This window comes from Rhizobium sp. 01T444 (assembly GCF_056398305.1).
This window is the reverse complement of the sequence record NZ_JBFTPD010000339.1, coordinates 1-561: the sequence shown is the minus strand read 5'-3', so window position 1 is coordinate 561 and position 561 is coordinate 1. Positions and strand designations below refer to the sequence as shown.

The window sequence follows — 561 nt, the reverse complement described above, 5'->3', positions numbered from 1 at the left end:
GAAACGCCCTTGCCGATCATCGCGATGTGCTCGGGGCTCAGCAGGGGGCGGGGCGCGTCGACGGGCATGGGCAACGGGGTGGCGGGCATGGGCAACGGGGTGGCGGGCAAGAGGCGCATTTTGATTCAAACCTGCCCGCCGGCGAAGTCGCCAATCCCTTATTCGGGGCGCCCGGCGCCGAACGCCTTCAGGCGAACTGGCCGGCGAAACGGCGCAGGGGCGGCGAGACGCGCAGGTGCCGCGTGGCCCCCGCGGTGCGCACCACCGCCGACAGCAGCGAGCGGAACCACACATGCCCCGGCGCATGCTGGGTGCGGCCATCCCACAACTGGTAGAAGCGCATCGGCGGAAAGTCGATCGGCGAGGCCACCACAGTCAGCGGCAGCACGCTCGCGAAGTGCTGCGCGAAATGCCTGCTGGTCGTGAAGATCAGGTCGGTGCCCGGCAACAGGTGCGGCGCCATCGCGAAGTAGGGCACGGTCACGGTCGGGGTGCGCAGCATGCGGTGCGCGGCCAGATGCGCTTCGACGACGCCGCGCCGGGCTGTGTCCTGGAGCAGGG

The 561-nt window shown here is 70.4% G+C and carries 1 protein-coding gene; it reads right to left on the bottom strand.

Going from position 1 to position 561, the window contains the following annotated elements; translation table 11 throughout:
• Positions 1 to 187: 187 nt before the first annotated feature.
• Positions 188 to 561, bottom strand: a 374-nt coding sequence (locus AC1DTN_RS38795) for a type 2 periplasmic-binding domain-containing protein (protein WP_477925541.1), incomplete at its 5' end; no start/stop codon positions are given.